Consider the following 14,796-nt stretch of genomic DNA (forward strand, 5'->3'; position numbering starts at 1 on the left):
AGATCACCGGATGAACAGGATTATAAATCAGTGAGTATCCGTGTAATCAGTGGATTAGAAATATAGGTCACGAGCCCCTTCGCGTACCTGCTGCATACGGTTTCTTAACTCATCTTTGGCTTTGCTTTCCGGCATCGCCTCCAGTTCCCGGTCAATCTGCTTCAACCCCGCCGCCAGTGTTTCGCCTGAAGCATAGTCGTTCAGATATTCCAGAAACGTAAGCACCGCATTCGGTGTACAGAACCGTTTCACAAATCCGGGAATGGCAAATTCCATGAAATGCTCTCCGGTCCGCCCCTTCCGATAGCAGCCGGTGCAGAACGACGGAATAAAGCCGGCATTGCATAGTTCGCGGATAATTTCATCCAGACTGCGGTTATCCCCCAATAGAAACTGACTTTTTTTATACGACTCCGAATCTCTATTCGAATACGACCCCACGCCGATACTTGATCCGCCGTCAATCTGACTCACCCCGAACGCCAGCATTTCATTCCGCAGCTCCGTCGGCTCACGGCATGTCAGAATGAGTCCGGTATACGGCACCGCCAGTCGCAGAATCGCCACCAACCGTTTAAAGTCCGAATCCGACACCGCATGTTTTTTCGTCAGCGCCTCAATATCCGTCCCGATCGCCGGCTCCAGCCGCGGAAATGAAATCGTATGCGGACCGACATTAAATTTTTCTTCGAGATGTATCGTATGATAAAGCAGAGCCATCGTTTCAAAACGCCAGTCATACAGTCCCAGCAGCGCGCCGATGCCGAGGTCATCAATACCCGCTTTCATCGCCCGGTCCAGACCGTGCAGCCGCCAGAGAAAATCCGACTTCGGACCGCCCTGATGAACCTGCGCATAGGTTTCACGATGATACGTTTCCTGAAAAATCTGATAGGTCCCGATGCCGGCGGATTTCACAGTTTTAAAACCGTCCACATCCAGCGGCGCCGCATTAATATTCACCCGCCGGATTTCGCCCGGCTCTTTTTTCACGGCATAGACCGCCTTCACGGTATCATGAATATACTGCGCATCGTATTTCGGGTGCTCACCGTAAACCATAATCAGACGTTTATGACCGAGATCCTCCAGCGCCTCGACTTCCGCCACCAGCTCATCATTCAGAAGCGTTTTCCGGTGCACCTCTTCATTATCCGCCCGGAAACCGCAATAGGCACAACGGTTCACACATTCGTTCCCCACATACAGAGGAGCGAAAAGTACAATGCGATTTCCGTAAATCCGGCGCTTCAGCTCGCGCGCCCCTTCGAAGATCTCCTCAACCAACTCCGGAGAATCCGCATTGATCAGCGTCGCCATTTCCTCCGGATCAAGCCGGTTTTTATCCAGCGATTTTTCAATAATTTCCCGCACCCGTTCCGCATCCGGATGCTTTGTTTTTTCCAACCATTGGAAAATCTCGTCATCGGGGATAAAGCTCTTCAGCCCTTCGGTATCAATCTTCGGTAATCCACTCATTTCATCACCTCATCATAAGCCGTCAACGCTGCCGGAAACGGGGACAGCACCCGTCGCAACACACCTTGCGTCTGCGCAATACACAGGCCGTAGTTTGTAATCGGCACCCCCGCCGCCTCACACTTTTCAATCCGGCTGAGCACTTCCCGCCGGTTCTGCATACAGCCGCCGCACTGCACCGCCAGTTTATATTCCGACAGGTTATCGGGAAAATCGTGCCCGGCATACACATCAACCTCCAGATCGATGCCTACATACTGACGCAGCCACCGCGGAATCTTCACCCGCCCGATATCATCCTCCAGCGCATGATGCGAACACGACTCCGCAATCAGCACCTTATCGCCCGGTTCCAACCGGTCAATCGCCGCCGCGCCCATCGCAAATTTTCGAAGATCGCCCTTCAGCCGCGCAAACAGAATTGAAAACGTCGTGCACGGAATTTCCGGCGGCGTATCCGCCACCATCTTCAGCACCATCTGCGAATCACAGACCGCCACATCCGGTTTCCGATTCAGCATCAAAAGCATATGCGCATATTCCCGCTCTTTGCAGACCAGCGTCGCCGCATCATTATCCAGCGCATCACGGATCGTCGAAACCTGCGGCAGAATCAGCCGTCCCTTCGGGGCCTGCAGATCAATCGGAACAATCAGCATCGCCAGCCCGCCCGGCTTCACCAGATCCCCGATCAGCGGCGGCGGTTGCAGAAACTCATCCGGACAAACTTTAATCAGTTCCGCTTTAAGCTCCGAAAGCACCCGTTCTCTCGAAGCGGAATCCGTGGAGTTGCAGGAAATACCGGACCACCCGGACAGATCCGACACATCGGACTTATTGGCAATACGGATAACCGGAATCCTGCGCTCCTCTGCCTTCGCCGCCACCCGGTCTTCAAATTCGGTAACTTCGGTCCCTTCGTGCAGCAGCAGAATCACATCCGCCCGATCAAACACCCGTTCAGTTCGGTCAATCCGTTTTTCTCCCAGCGCCGTCGTATCATCGATCCCCGCTGTATCCATAAAAACCACCGGACCGATCGGCAGCAGCTCCATCGGTTTCTCCACCACATCCGTCGTCGTACCCGCCTGCTCCGAAACAATCGAAACATCCTGCCCGGCAATCAGATTCAGAAACGACGATTTACCCACGTTTGTTCGCCCGAACAACGCAATATGAAGCCTTAAACTTTTCGGTGCTGTTTTCATAATAATTTAACCACGGAACACACTGAATACACGAATCAGTTCGCGATCCTCTCAATTTGGACTTTCGGGTAATGCCCGAAGTTAACAATGAGCCCAAGCTTATAGCCTGTAGCCTTCAGATAATTCTGAACCTGTGCCCGATGTTCATTGGCAATCTGCTGAACCGCTTTAACTTCAACAATAATATTTCCGTAACAGACAAAGTCGGGAATATATTTCTTCTTCAGCGACCGCCCTTTGTAATCAAGTGTTAACGGATGCCGGGCCTCAAAGGGAATGTCCTGCAACTCAAATTCAATTTCCAGGCATTCCTGGTATACGTCTTCTAAAAACCCGCATCCTTTCTCTTTATAAACCTCAAAACATGCACCGTTGATCTGATACCCTTCTTTTTCAAAAATAATACTCATCGGTGCCCTTTCGTGTGTTTCGTGTATTTCGTGGTCTTAATCCCGATGCCCCAGTGCCATCAGATTCTGCGGCGAGAGTGTTTTTTCCACGATCTCTTCACCCAGCTCTTCCGTTAGATAATTTTTAAAATCACTCCGACCGGTCTTCTTGAACTGCTCTACCAGTTCCGTCGCTTTTTCGTATCCAATGGTTGGAAGAAAAGCGGTCACAATTTCGACCGATGCATTAAAGTGCCGTTCACATGCCGCTTCATCGGCCTCGATCCCTTCCGCATGCTTTGCCAGCATCAGACAGGCATCTCCGAGCAGCTCCAGTGATTCCAGCAACGCATCCGCCAGCAAAGGCATGAATTCATTAATCTGCAGCGAACCGCGGGAAGCGCATTCGGTGATGATCAAATCATTGGACTGCACCTTGATGCCGACCTGCATCACACTTTCAAGAATCACCGGATTCACTTTCCCCGGCATAATCGAGGATCCCGCCTGCACCGCCGGAAGTTTTATTTTCCCGCACATATGCAACAGACGCAGATCTCCGCAGATCTTCAACAGATTCGCCGCACAGGCCTTCATAATCCCCGAAACTTCAACAAATGCATCCGCATTCGCCGTCTGATCCACCAGGTTTTCACCCCGGCTGATCCCCACCCCGGTAATCTCACGCAGTTTATCGGTAACCAGAAAAATATAATCACGCGGTGCCGTCAGACCGGTACCGACTGCAGTCCCGCCGAGATTCACCACCCGCAGACGCTCCTCAGACTTGAACGTACGCCAGCGGTCTCGCGCAAACGCTTCAGCAAAAGCACCGAACTCCGCACCGAGCGTCAGCGGAACGGCATCCATCAGCTCCGTTTTCCCCAGCGTTGGAATATGAGCGAATCGATGTTCCAAACGCTGAAAAACACCCTGCAGTTTTTCGATTTTTTCAGCCAGATCGCGAAGACCGTAAATCGCCGCCAACTTAACCGCCGTAGAATACACATCATTCGTCGACTGATGCAGATTCACCTCTTCAATGGGATGAACGTTTGCTTGGTTTGCAACCACCTCATTGATAAACATGTTGGTCGAAGTCCCCGCCCCGCCCTGCAGCGCAGGAAGAGGGCACTCGGGATGTTCCACGATCTGCTCACAGACATGAATAATGGAATCCGCTTTTACAGCATCAAGATAGCCGAGCTCTTTATTCGCCAGAGCACACGCTTTTTTCACCCGTGCCAGCGCGGCGATCAGCCCCGGAGCAACACGACGCCCTACCAAAGAAAAATTCTCCAGCGCACGCGCAGTATGAATGCCCCACGGCACGTTCCCGGGAAGGGTCTTTTCGCCCAGACAATCCTTTTCTTTTTTCAGTTCCATTCTTCAATCACCGCGAAAAAGCAAAACTTCCGCTATGCTGCGTATTTCATGGGGTCTGTCCCCTGATTACGATCCGGCACTTGATGTTTTACTGAGCATCGATTTAACGGAAACTCCGGGAAGGCGCCCGAGCTTTCCGGTAAGCGAACCCAGCTGATCCGTATCCGCGTCAATCACCAGCGTAATGGCAGAGCAGTTGCGATCCCGACACGGCACTCCGGTGCGCGCAAGAATGAGGTCACCGTAATCCGACAACACCTTATTCACCGCCGCCGCATTTTTTTCGCGCTCTTCAACAATCAGGCCCACAAAGCCCAGACGTCTATTCATGATCTCCTCCGTTCCGCACATCGAAACTGTCAGATTCTGTTTCAGATCCCTCGCCACCCGCCGCAGCCGGCCCCTCAGGAAAACTGCACCCTATTTAAATCCCTACTTCCGGCAAGGGTTAAGTGGAACTACAGGCTAATATAGACAAGGTATAAACAAAAAACGTCCGCATGGAACCATGTCTGTCTGAATCCCGGAAAAAGGTTTGAAGAAGACTGCTCCACAGCTACCGCCCGCCAACCTCTTTTTAAGAGCCGGGCTTTTATCTTTTTGTCCGAACTGTTTTTGCAACGGGTCATAATCTGCTATTGGTCTGCCATGCCTTATCTGGAAAAACTGATTGAAGAGTATGCCGCGCTGGAGTGCGATATCCGCGAGGTAATGACGCACCTGTTCAGTGGAATCTGCGCAATGTGCACGGCGTGCTGCTGTCGGGCCGATATCTGCGAAGAGGCACTTGAAAGTGCATTTCTTGCCCACCTACTGGAAAAACAGGACCTCGGGGAAAAGGATATGGATGACCGCTTCGGCTGGCTCGATCTCACCGGCTGCTCTCTCGATTATGGCCGCCCGCCGGTCTGTTATGCCTATTACTGCGATCAGCTGCTGGCCCGTCTCCCTGACGATACCTCCCGCTATGCAGCAAACGTTCTTGGCAAACTGATTCACCACATCGGTCAACGCGCTCTGAACAGCCGGCATCTCGTTGAAATCATGGATCCGGACGACCTGGAAAAAATTAATCTTAACCGCCTGTCCCTGCGGCTGGAAGAAGCGCGTTCAGCGTTCGAAGTGATTAAATCCTTTCTGTCCACCGGAATGCTCAATAAAGCAGACCGCGATGTACTCGCCGTCATTACCACCGAAGAACCATAAGACGAATATGCAGTACACCGGCAGCACGTAGACGTACTATGAAGTTCTGAAACCTCATGCTATGAGAACGGGTGGATTACCCGAAAAGGTCTTCAACGCATCCGCAACTTTCTCAGCGGAATTTTTGCGCTCAGCGTTTTCCGTAAACGTCAAAAACGACGGTGTGAATCAGAAGATAAAAACATTTTTTTCAACTGTATGATTTACAAGCATTAGCTAAGTATATAGTTCTAGCCGCAGCACGTAGGAAAAACGTAGGAAGAAGAAAATCAGGAGAAAAAATAATGGCTGCAAAGAAAGCTGCTAAAAAGAAAGCAACAAAGAAAACAACGGCAAAAAAAGCCCCTGCTAAAAAGACGGCTAAAAAAGCTGTCAAAAAAGCTCCGGCTAAAAAAGCCGTTGCAAAAAAAGTCCCGGCTAAAAAGGCTCCGGCTAAAAAGAAAAAAGCTGCTGCTAAAAAAGCCGCCAAAGTGAACTACACTGCTGAACAGGTTTATACCATGATTCAGCAGGCCGCTTACTTTGCCGCTGAGAACGACGGTTTCTCCAAAGACCCGGCTGAATACTGGGCGCATGCAGAAGCTTCTATCAACGCGATGATCAAAGGCTGATTCCCAAGGTCTGAATGCGTTGAAAAGGCGATCCCATCGGGATCGCCTTTTTCATTCATCATTTCCAGAGACTGGAAATTGGGCTGAACTCATTTTGATACTCTCAGCTTCACACTGTGCTGAATTCCGTCGGTTCTGAATTCCTCGCTTTTATGATCAGCCAGCGGCATGGCGTCATCCCAGGAATACGCGGTAATTTCAACGTTCCCTTTTCTGTGTCCGGTCACGACACCGAATTTGTCAACCGAAGCAATGGAAGGATCACTGGACTGCCAGATAATTCCACGGCGCGTGGCATTAGCGGGATAGATCCGGCATTCGAGCTGTTTAGTACCTCCGACACGGAGCGGAACCTCGCCCCTGACAATCTGCAGCCGTTTAACCGGAACATAGGCATTCTGTTCCAGAATTTTCCCGAGTCCGTCATAGGCACGCTTCTGTTCAGGCGTCAGCTTACTGACATCCAACCCACTGTAATGCCACTTGTTCCAAACCTTGGGGACTTTTTTCTTTTCCGTACCGGCCTCTTCAAAAAGATCGGTACGCAGATCAAAAAAGCGTCCTTCAGGATAGAGTTTGCTGGGAGCATACCGCTTGAACTCTTTGGTAAAAGCATACTCGATTACGTTATCCAGATCGGTGGATTTATTGTTGCCGTTATACCAGGTGTAAATCCATTTACGATGTTCCCCGGACGCCCGTCCTGTGGCCTGCGGCCAGAAGCTGATCCCATCCAGAGAATCTTTGTTCGGCGGTTCAATACCGACAGCATCGCACAGCGTCGGAAGAATATCGGTCACATTAACCATCCCGGCATACGATTTCCCTGCCGGGATTTTTCCGGGAGCGCGAAGCAGCAGCGGAACATGCAGTCCGCCCTCTTTATTGCTGCCCTTATTCCCACGAAAGACGCTGCCGTCGGGAAGAACATGTTCAAAACACTCTTTGGTTCCGTTATCCCCCATGACAACAACCAGCGTATTCTCATCCAGATCCAGCTCTTCCAGTTTATCAAGAACCCGGCCGACCATTTTATCCATATAGGCCAGCATATCCGGGAAATACCGCCGGTCATCCCCTTTCATAAAACCATATTTTGTAGGTTTCGAAATGTCATGTTCATCAAAGATACTTGCGGGTTTTGTGTCCGGAGTCGGGGTGTGCTCATCATGCATCAGCACCATCGAATAATACAGGAAGAACGGCTTTTCCTGATTGCGCTCAATAAAATCGAGCGCATAGCGGTTGAAAATATCCGGACCGTAATAGCGCCGCCCGGTCACCGGATCAATCCCCTTGTAATTCATGATCTTTCCGTTTTCCACAATATCGGGATCAATCATCCGGTACCCTTCGGTCACCACATCAAAACAGCAGAATTCATCCCAGCCGAACTCGGAAATATAATCTTTCCCGGGAATACTTTTCGTACCACGGGTCTGCTTCCATTTTCCGACAATACAGGTTTCATACCCCTCGTGCTGAAACAGATCGCCGAACGTAATATCCGAAGCATGCTGCGATTTGCACTGATGATAATTGCGGATATTGTTCATTCCGCTCATCAGCGCAATTCGCGTGGGTTCACAGAGCGGATAGGCATAGGCATAGTCGCACTTCATGCCGTCTTTCGCCAGACTGTCAATGCGCGGTGTTTCAAACTCCACATTTTTAAAAAATCCCTGCGTCGAACTGATCCTGTTGGCTCCGTAGGCCGTTATGCCGTAATGGCTCAGATCATCGATCAGAATAAAAACAACATTGGGTTTAGATGAGGCAAAGGTCGATACTCCGGCCAGCAACAGCGCCGGTAGCAGATAGGTGGTTAAACGTTTCATATTTACTCCATTCATAAATGAACAGAATAACCGGAAAACACATAGACTCAACCTATCCTATCGGTTGATTGTTCAACATTCGGGAATCTATTTCGACGAAGTAATCGTCAGATTGTCGACACACACCAGACCCAGCTGATTTTCCGCCGCATAAAAACCGAGGTGCGCGCGCGATGTATTCCACATTTCCTTCGCAATCTTATCCTTGTTGTTATCCGTAAATTCAATTTCCGCAATCAGCTCGCCACTCTCAGCAGCGAGAATTTCCACCCGGGTTTCAAACGAGTCCGGCTCCGTCAGTTTTTTAGAAACCAGCCGCATTTTATACCACTGCGAAATCGATACCGCGTTGTTTTCACGGATAAGGAAATTTTCACCGTAAATCCGTTTCGACGATCCGTCCGGCATAGCACCGATCAGCACCCAGTCGCCGGTCGGCGAAGCCTCCAGCTTAATTTCCCAACGTGCTTTCGGGCTTAGCAGCGAATTCCCGAACATCACTGTCATCACCGGTTTTGCCAGAACCATTTCGCGGGGATCAACCGCAATTTTAAAATCGAAATCCGCCGTAAACGTATAGCCCGGAAGCCAGCGGACCGGCTCTCCGGTCACGCAGCGGATAGATGTTTTAGCCTGTCTGACCACCAGAGCTTTATCCCCGTCGGCTTCGCTGGTACCCAGTTGATCCATGATCGATAAGGCCGACGTATCGGGAACTTTATCGTATGTATCCCACTCATACTGACCGCTGATCGGCCCGACCTCAAAATCATTAAAGTTATATTTCAGGGTTTCACCCTGAACCCCTGCACCCATGCAGATAAGTGCCGCGAATGTCAGCCAGTTTTTTTCCATCAAAATCTACCCCATGACTTCATTATTAAAATACGGCTACTTAAAAGCAGGAGACTTGCCAACTTTTTAAAAACCGGATGATTTATCTCAGAAAAAAAACACGAAGGGTTTTCGCCCTTCGTGTTTGCAGTATCTTCAGGAAAAAATCCTGCTCTATTTTTTCACGGCAGCACGGATCACAGCAGTCCCCACAAATCCTTCATCGCTGTCCGCAAAGGAAACCTTCACCGTATTCTCCGCCTTCAGCTTGGCAGGATCCAGATAAACCTGCTTAGTAACCCCATACTCTCCTTTGCTCAGGCGATCCGCTGAATCTTCAAGCGGAACATCCAGCACTTCACCATTCAACGTAATGATCGCTTTTTTATCCGCATCCGTTTTACGTGTCAGACCGACGCGTAACTGTGCATATTCAATGTCCTGTTCCACGGGAACCTTAATGGTGAACTCCGCTTTTTTCAGCGGGACCATCGTTTTATCGCCATAGCAGACAATTTCATTCACTACAGCTTTCTCCGGAATATCGGATCCCATATCCGCAACAATCATCACCGCTTCACGGCCACGCAAGGTGAGCGTTTCCGGAGTCCTGATCGTTTCTTCAGTATAATACGCCGTGTAATCATCATTACGGCCAAACCGGCGGATTTGAACCTGATCGGATTCAATGCCGTAGAGATTGACGGATTCCGGCCGCCAGCTCTGGTTGTTCACCGCCAGATAAAGTGTGGACCCATCCACAAAAGCACGGGTCTGCAAATCCGGATCACTCGTCAACGCTTTCACGCGCCGACCATTCACACCCCGGAAAAATTTATAGAAATCAAGCATGTGCGTTTCAACCCACGTATCCTTGTCGGTATAGTTTTTCGGCACATAGAGACTTGCATAATATTTTGTATCCCATGCCCAGGTGTTCGGCAGTAGAAACGGAACCGACTTCTGCACCGTATGCGGATGATCAATAAAGGCCATGGTATTTGCCAGAATACTGCTCACATGCACAAAGGCCACAATCGAGCGTTTCTTCAGCTCCCTTTCCCACGGCTCAACATCATTGAAATATTTTTTGGCCAGTTCTTCCGCAAGCAGCTCACCGTCATAAGCACCCTTAGGCTGAACATTGATGTATCCCCCCTGCTCACTGACCACGACATCAACTTCCTTACCGTAGTTATTCATAGTGAAATTCTGCATCAGATCCAGCGAACCCTCGAGTGCAAGGCCAGACTGTACACGACCGCGGAAATCATCGTCCTCCCATTTAAAATAGTCATAGGAATGGAAGGAGTAGAAATCCATATTGCAGCCGGTATTTTTAATAAAGCCTTTAAACCCGTTAAAGTTCTGATAGTTATCCCGGAAGAAATAGGAAACCGACTGGCACATACCGCCCACTTTCACTTCGGGCGTCACTTCATGCAGTTTTTCCTTCACCGCCAGATGCCAGTCCGCCATGTGCTGATCCACAAAATATTTCCAGTGCGGTTCATTCAACGGCTCAAAATATTTCGGGCGGTCGAAATCCGTGTAGTTATACAGGAACACATCGGCTGCCAGCTGAGCCGCCGCATCAATATTTTCCGGAATCCACTCCGGAGTACCGTGATAATCCGCGCCCTCCTGAAAATGCTGCCCCATGTATTTCGGATATGCATTATGATTGCCGTGCGCCGCCACATCCAGATTCGGCCCGAAATCCTCTACAAACTGTTTTCCCGGTACCGGCAGTTTCTGCTGTTTGAGCTTTGTGGTATCCGCATACCCCGGACGATTCGGATCTTCCGGAAGCATTGAAGCAGTATATTTCACAGGGCCCAGACTGCGGCCGAAACTGATGCCCAGATCGTGCACCAGATAATCATAAATATCTTCCGGCATACGCTTATCAAAACCGGTTCCGTTATCGCTCACCGCAAAATAGGCCTTACGGTTCACCTCGGAGACGCCCCCGATTTCACGGGTCGTATGGGCATCAACCACAATATGCGGCTCATCCCAGTTCACAGCACGGACCGCAACCGTTCCTTCACCGGAAATACATCCCGAGGCGAGTGCAGATAATGCAACCAGACTTCCATAATAAAACTTCATATTCATCTCTCCGTTACTTCTTTTTCAATAGATTCACAAATTTGCGTGGATGACGTTTTCTCGGCTTCTTCACCGTTACACGCAATTCCCCGATCGAAGCTTTGTTTTTATCCGCCGCCACCCGGGCCACGATACGCTCCATACCATTCCCCAGCGAACGCCGGGTGTGCTGCTGGATCACCCCATCCGTGGTCCAGTTTTTTCCATCGGCCGAACCCTCGATCAGGAACCAGTAATCAGGACCCAGCTCTTCCCGGCGCTGAAATTCGATGCCCACATATTCCCCCTGAGCATCGGCAAGCTCCACATAATGCGGCAGTTGTTCCGCTGACGGCAGTGCCGGATCCAGCGGATCTCCCCCATGGATATATTCATGGAAATTATCAACACCATCGCCATCAGTATCCGCCCTCGGATCAAGTGCTCCATACTTTTCCTCAAACCAGTCGGCAATCCCGTCTTTATCCGCATCCGGAGGCGGCAAAGGCGCCTCCGAATCGATATTATACAGATCATACTTTTTCAGCTTCGGCTCCAGCTTCGCTTTCTCGGCCAGCAGCATGTTTTTATATTCACCGTTCGGCAGATCATCCAGCCGGGTAAAGGAATGATAATCTCCCGGGCGCTTATTGACGTCATACCACGTTCCCTCCCCGTCCTTCATCACCTTGTCGTTACGAATCATCTGCGCATCAATACGCATGGCATAAATATAATCACGATGCTTCTTCGATTTTCCCGTCAGATAGGGCCACAGACTTTTTCCATCCAGTCGGTCGTATTCTTCCGGAAACTCAAAGCCCATCACCTCCGCCAGCGTCGGAAGAATATCCGTAAAGTCCGCACAAACCGGCAGGCGTCCCTGACGCAGATTTTCAACTCCCGGCGCATACACCAGCAAAGGTACCTGCTGTCCCTGCTGCTGGGTAATCCGGGCCTTCCCGAAGTTTCCGGCATTATCCTGCGTTCCATTATCCGCAAAGAAAAGAATGAGCGTATTCTCCAGCTCACCCATCTCCTTAAGCTTCTCGACATACTGCCACATGTGATAATCGAGATACTCCACATGATAGCTCAAACCCGCCGGGGTAATATTAATCCGTTCATACGTGCCGTCATCGTTTTTGATATGCTTCGGATCCTTGCGCACATATTTTCCGTTTTTCCACTCAATAACCGGTGTGCCCGGCCAGATCGTCGGCGTTCCTGGAATGGCGCAATCCTTGGCCAGATGTCCCAGATGCGGATGATGCATCACAAAAAAAGGATTACCGGAGGCCTTGGAACGCTCCATGAAATCGAAGATATATTCCATTTCAAGATCCGGTGCATAATCATTGATCTCCGTTTTTACAAATTTAAACGGTTCATCCGGGTAGTCGGGATGATTGATCAGCTGAATTTCCGGCCACCAGAAAAAGGATTCGTGATCCCAGTCATCCGGATTCGCGGTCCTGAAAATCGGATACGGATTGGTATTCGGCGTTCCGAACGGATTCCACCCCATATGACGCGCCGGTTCCGCCGGATCAAAAATACATTCATTGAATCCGAAACTCAGCGCATCGCCGCCGGCCCCGATATGATTTTTTGAAACCCAGATGTTCGCATACCCCGCATCCCGGCTCATATTGCCCAGTGTAATCGGTGCACTTTCATAAGCGGAATAGACATTCCAGCAGTCCGATCCGATGTGTTTATTATCCCAGTATTTATTCTGATAGGCATACGTGCCCGTCATCAACTGCACCCGGCTCGGTTTACAGATGGTTGATCCCCAGAACGTCTCCACAAAACAGCCGCCTCCATCGATCATCCGATCCATCATCGGGGTTTTTGCCCGGCGGTCCCCGGTCCATGTGGTCGATTCATAAAACGGAAATTCGCGCGCACTGATATCGTCAGCCATCACAAGAATCACATTCATCTTTTTTTCAGCCGCACCAGCACTCAACGCACCGACCGCCAGCAGAACGCCGGCCACCGGGAACCACTTCATTTTCATCATCGCTCTATCTACCTTTCAAATGAGAACTGAAACAAGGTAAGGAATTAAAAAACCCAGTCAATGCTGTCCGACCGGGTCTTTAGATCTACTTTACCGTGAACGGCCGGCGCGAAACCACATCCGCCGTCGGAAAATCATCCGGAACCGGAATCGTCACCTTGCCTGTGGCAGCCCACTCGCAGCCCCGCTGGAAAGTCGTGATGAAACCGACACCTTCAAATGCCGGGGTATCATGTCCCAGCGTCGTATGGAAACAACGGCCTTTGCCGTAATCAATCGCCATCAGCATCGGCTGATGTTTACCTTTGCGCTTTTCAACACCCTGATCCTCACCCGTTGCCAGAACCGTCATATTCAGAGCCGGACCACGCATATTGGCATAACATTCATCTTTAGAAGTCAGCCATACTTTCGGCAGTCCCTTCATCACCGGATGCTCCGGAGCACGCACGACAATGGGAAACTCATGTGCGGGACCATGGGCACCGGCTCCACCGGGCGAAGTATCACGCACTTCTTTACCCTGATCATTGTAGTAGACGATCGGCCCGCTCTTTTCATTCCGGCCGCCCCAACCACCAACTCCGATCATTTTATTGAATTCAATCCACTGCGGCCAGGCATTATCTGCCGCATGCACCGACACAAAACCGCCGCCGTTAAGCATATATTCCTCCAGCGCCTTTTCGGTCTCCCTGCTCAGGTTGGCCGCCTTCCAGCCAAAATTGGAAATGATGACATCATACTCCGCAAAATTCGGTTTGAAATCAGGATCGCTCTTCGGCTGCTTCACCGCCTCCGTCTCGAAATCTCCGGCCAGCGGAAGATATTTTGCTTCGCGCTCCGATTTCCAGATATAGCGTACCCGGTCCACATCCACTTCAAAAAGCCCGGTTTCCTCCAGATACTGTTTCATCATAACCGTCGATTTCGGCCAAACCGCGTGATTATTCTGGCCATCAATAATCAAGGCCTTCAGCTTGGCCTCTGCACCGGCAACCGACAAACCCACACACAATGCACTCAATACAAACTTTTTCATACCCTTGTTCCTTTCACGGATTTTTGAGGTGTACAACATAAGACGCCTCCCGAACAGAATCTTGTACGGAATCCGCATCCTTTTGTATTTCCAAATCCGGAATTCACCCGGATAAAGCTACTTTTCAAGGAATTCCGGCGCCGTATAGGAAAAATCAGGATCAAGATTTTTAATCACATTTTTTCCAATCGCTGGCGGAATTTCCAGAAATGCAACGGTTTCAACCATCGTGACATCCGTTGAATTCGTAGTTTTTATGATTTCCGGCATATCAAACTTACGAATAAGAGACAGATATTTTTCGGGCTGCAGATCCGGCTCCAGCACAACCACCTCTTCAAACTTCAGCGGAGAATCCTCCCAGTCCAGCTCCAGCGTATTTGTACCAGCCGGAAGGCTCATCGTCACAAACGATTCATTCCCGATCGCGGCAGCCAGCTGACCTCCAATATGAATCAGCACCTCCGGCGGTGCCGGTTCCGGCTCAATCCGAATCAGCGTCAGCGTTCCGAAAACCGGCAATTCCTCCACCGGTTTCTCCGGTTCCCCAACAGGATCCGGTACCGGCGGCGCAATTGGCTTTTCAACGTTCGATGCACAACCGCTCAGCAAAATGAACAGACTGAATATGGACCGATTAAATTTCACGCATTCTCCATTCCGGTAAAAAAGCGTGACAT

The 14,796-nt window shown here is 50.2% G+C and carries 13 protein-coding genes; 2 read left to right on the forward strand and 11 right to left on the reverse strand.

Translation table 11 applies throughout. The features are described from left to right. Positions 1–54: 54 nt before the first annotated feature. From hydG to EGM51_06780, 5 genes are all read right to left on the reverse strand, one after another. On the reverse strand, positions 55–1,479 hold the full coding sequence (gene hydG, locus EGM51_06760; GenBank protein ID QBG47109.1) for a [FeFe] hydrogenase H-cluster radical SAM maturase HydG: 1,425 nt from the start codon (positions 1,477–1,479) through the stop codon (positions 55–57). Continuing rightward, on the reverse strand, positions 1,476–2,687 hold the full coding sequence (hydF, locus tag EGM51_06765) for a [FeFe] hydrogenase H-cluster maturation GTPase HydF (GenBank protein QBG47110.1): 1,212 nt from the start codon (positions 2,685–2,687) through the stop codon (positions 1,476–1,478). The genes hydG and hydF overlap by 4 nt, the downstream gene beginning before the upstream one ends. A 35-nt stretch (positions 2,688–2,722) precedes the next feature. Then, entirely contained in the window at positions 2,723–3,097 is a 375-nt protein-coding gene (locus EGM51_06770; GenBank protein QBG47111.1) for a GxxExxY protein, read from the reverse strand. A 36-nt stretch (positions 3,098–3,133) separates the two neighbouring features. Then, positions 3,134–4,462: an aspartate ammonia-lyase gene (locus tag EGM51_06775; GenBank protein ID QBG47112.1), complete on the reverse strand. Its 1,329-nt coding sequence runs from the start codon at positions 4,460–4,462 to the stop codon at positions 3,134–3,136. A 66-nt stretch (positions 4,463–4,528) separates the two neighbouring features. Next, on the reverse strand, positions 4,529–4,792 hold the full coding sequence (locus EGM51_06780) for a CopG family transcriptional regulator (protein ID QBG47113.1): 264 nt from the start codon (positions 4,790–4,792) through the stop codon (positions 4,529–4,531). 318 nt (positions 4,793–5,110) lie between these two features. Between EGM51_06780 and EGM51_06785 the strand changes: the two genes are divergently transcribed. Both EGM51_06785 and EGM51_06790 read left to right on the forward strand, forming a co-directional pair. Beyond that, positions 5,111–5,668, forward strand: a complete 558-nt coding sequence (locus EGM51_06785) for a hypothetical protein (GenBank protein ID QBG47114.1) — start codon at positions 5,111–5,113, stop codon at positions 5,666–5,668. 284 nt (positions 5,669–5,952) lie between these two features. After that, positions 5,953–6,279, forward strand: coding sequence for a DUF2934 domain-containing protein (locus EGM51_06790; protein QBG47115.1), 327 nt, complete (start codon positions 5,953–5,955; stop codon positions 6,277–6,279). Between the two features lie 89 nt (positions 6,280–6,368). Here EGM51_06790 and EGM51_06795 read toward each other — a convergent pair whose 3' ends face one another. The 6 genes from EGM51_06795 to EGM51_06820 all read right to left on the reverse strand — a co-directional run bounded on the left by EGM51_06795 (position 6,369) and on the right by EGM51_06820 (position 14,764). Continuing rightward, a complete protein-coding gene (locus EGM51_06795) occupies positions 6,369–8,117 on the reverse strand; it encodes a sulfatase (GenBank protein QBG47116.1) in 1,749 nt (582 codons plus the stop codon). A gap of 87 nt (positions 8,118–8,204) precedes the next feature. Further along, positions 8,205–8,972 (reverse strand): hypothetical protein, encoded by a 768-nt coding sequence (locus EGM51_06800; GenBank protein QBG47117.1) that lies wholly within the window; start codon positions 8,970–8,972, stop codon positions 8,205–8,207. A 153-nt stretch (positions 8,973–9,125) separates the two neighbouring features. Further along, complete coding sequence (locus EGM51_06805) at positions 9,126–11,072, reverse strand: beta-agarase (protein QBG47118.1); 1,947 nt, start codon at positions 11,070–11,072, stop codon at positions 9,126–9,128. 7 nt (positions 11,073–11,079) lie between these two features. Next, complete coding sequence (locus tag EGM51_06810; GenBank protein QBG47119.1) at positions 11,080–13,074, reverse strand: sulfatase; 1,995 nt, start codon at positions 13,072–13,074, stop codon at positions 11,080–11,082. An 85-nt stretch (positions 13,075–13,159) separates the two neighbouring features. Next, positions 13,160–14,116, reverse strand: a complete 957-nt coding sequence (locus EGM51_06815; protein QBG47120.1) for a ThuA domain-containing protein — start codon at positions 14,114–14,116, stop codon at positions 13,160–13,162. Between the two features lie 117 nt (positions 14,117–14,233). Then, on the reverse strand, positions 14,234–14,764 hold the full coding sequence (locus EGM51_06820; GenBank protein QBG47121.1) for a hypothetical protein: 531 nt from the start codon (positions 14,762–14,764) through the stop codon (positions 14,234–14,236). Positions 14,765–14,796: the final 32 nt, after the last annotated feature.

It is taken from the genome of Verrucomicrobia bacterium S94 (genome assembly GCA_004299845.1).
In the GTDB taxonomy this organism is placed as follows: domain Bacteria; phylum Verrucomicrobiota; class Kiritimatiellia; order Kiritimatiellales; family Pontiellaceae; genus Pontiella.

Excerpts from the sequence above, each read along its gene's own strand:
- hydG (QBG47109.1), bottom strand. The coding sequence starts at position 1,479 with ATGAGTGGATTACCGAAGATTGATACCGAAGGGCTGAAGAGCTTTATC.
- EGM51_06785 (QBG47114.1), top strand. The coding sequence starts at position 5,111 with ATGCCTTATCTGGAAAAACTGATTGAAGAGTATGCCGCGCTGGAGTGC.
- EGM51_06815 (QBG47120.1), bottom strand. The coding sequence starts at position 14,116 with ATGAAAAAGTTTGTATTGAGTGCATTGTGTGTGGGTTTGTCGGTTGCC.
- EGM51_06795 (QBG47116.1), bottom strand. The coding sequence starts at position 8,117 with ATGAAACGTTTAACCACCTATCTGCTACCGGCGCTGTTGCTGGCCGGA.
- hydF (QBG47110.1), bottom strand. The coding sequence starts at position 2,687 with ATGAAAACAGCACCGAAAAGTTTAAGGCTTCATATTGCGTTGTTCGGG.
- EGM51_06775 (QBG47112.1), bottom strand. The coding sequence starts at position 4,462 with ATGGAACTGAAAAAAGAAAAGGATTGTCTGGGCGAAAAGACCCTTCCC.
- EGM51_06770 (QBG47111.1), bottom strand. The coding sequence starts at position 3,097 with ATGAGTATTATTTTTGAAAAAGAAGGGTATCAGATCAACGGTGCATGT.
- EGM51_06780 (QBG47113.1), bottom strand. The coding sequence starts at position 4,792 with ATGAATAGACGTCTGGGCTTTGTGGGCCTGATTGTTGAAGAGCGCGAA.
- EGM51_06800 (QBG47117.1), bottom strand. The coding sequence starts at position 8,972 with ATGGAAAAAAACTGGCTGACATTCGCGGCACTTATCTGCATGGGTGCA.
- EGM51_06790 (QBG47115.1), top strand. The coding sequence starts at position 5,953 with ATGGCTGCAAAGAAAGCTGCTAAAAAGAAAGCAACAAAGAAAACAACG.
- EGM51_06805 (QBG47118.1), bottom strand. The coding sequence starts at position 11,072 with ATGAATATGAAGTTTTATTATGGAAGTCTGGTTGCATTATCTGCACTC.
- EGM51_06810 (QBG47119.1), bottom strand. The coding sequence starts at position 13,074 with ATGATGAAAATGAAGTGGTTCCCGGTGGCCGGCGTTCTGCTGGCGGTC.